The organism is Thiolapillus sp. (assembly GCF_048562965.1).
GTDB classification, from domain to species: Bacteria; Pseudomonadota; Gammaproteobacteria; order Chromatiales; family Chromatiaceae; genus Thiolapillus; species Thiolapillus brandeum_A.
This window is the reverse complement of record NZ_JBHNMF010001183.1, coordinates 1-806: the sequence shown is the minus strand read 5'-3', so window position 1 is coordinate 806 and position 806 is coordinate 1. Positions and strand designations below refer to the sequence as shown.

The 806-nt window shown below is 57.4% G+C and carries 1 protein-coding gene; it reads left to right on the top strand.

Translation table 11 applies throughout. The annotated features are described in order from the left end of the window. A partial coding sequence (locus tag ACOCD2_RS23175; protein ID WP_419626227.1) for a type I restriction endonuclease subunit R, EcoR124 family occupies window positions 1-653 on the top strand: 653 nt, incomplete at its 5' end. Window positions 654-806 lie beyond the last annotated feature (153 nt).

The following is an 806-nucleotide window of genomic DNA, read 5'->3' as shown; positions in this document are numbered from 1 at the left end:
TCGATCCTGAACTGCGCGAGACCATTGATAAACTGCTGCCGGAAGATGACCTGCGCGCCTTCAGGGGCGTCTATCTCGATGTCGCCAAAGACCTCAAGTCGAAGCAGGAGAAGACGCCAGACCCCAACGATCCCATCCGGCAGCTCGATTTCGAGTTCGTGCTGTTCGACTCTGCGCTCATCGACTACGACTACATCATGAAGCTCATCGTCCGTTTCACCGGCCAGCCGCCCAGGAAGCAGAAGATAAGCCGTGAGCAGCTCATCGGCCTGCTGGCCGGCAATGCAAAGTTCCTCGACGAGCGCGAGGACATGGTCGAATACATCAACACCCTCACGGAAGGCAAGGGGCTGGACGAGCAGGCCATCCGCGAGGGTTACGAGTGCTTCAAGGCGGAGAAGAACGCCCGGGAACTGGCAGCCATCGCCGAAAAGCACGGTCTCAGTCCTGATGCCCTGCAAGGCTTCATCGACAGTATCCTGAGCCGTAGAATCTTCGACCCTGATGCGCTGACCGAACTGCTCCGCCCCCTGGGGCTGGGCTGGAAGGTGCGGGCCCAAAAAGAGCTGGAACTGATGGGCGACCTCACACCCCTGCTGCGCAAGCAGGCCGAAGGTCAGGAAATTTCAGGACTGGAAGTGTATGCGCAGTAAAAGCGACAAGAAAAAGCCTCTGGTGCCCAGCTTGCGCTTTCCCGAGTTTCGGGAGGCGGGGGCGTGGGAGGTGAAGAAATTAGGAGCAGTGCTAACATTTCAGACTGGCTTTCCTTTTTCCTCGAAGTATTTTAACGAGATAGGGGATGGGTT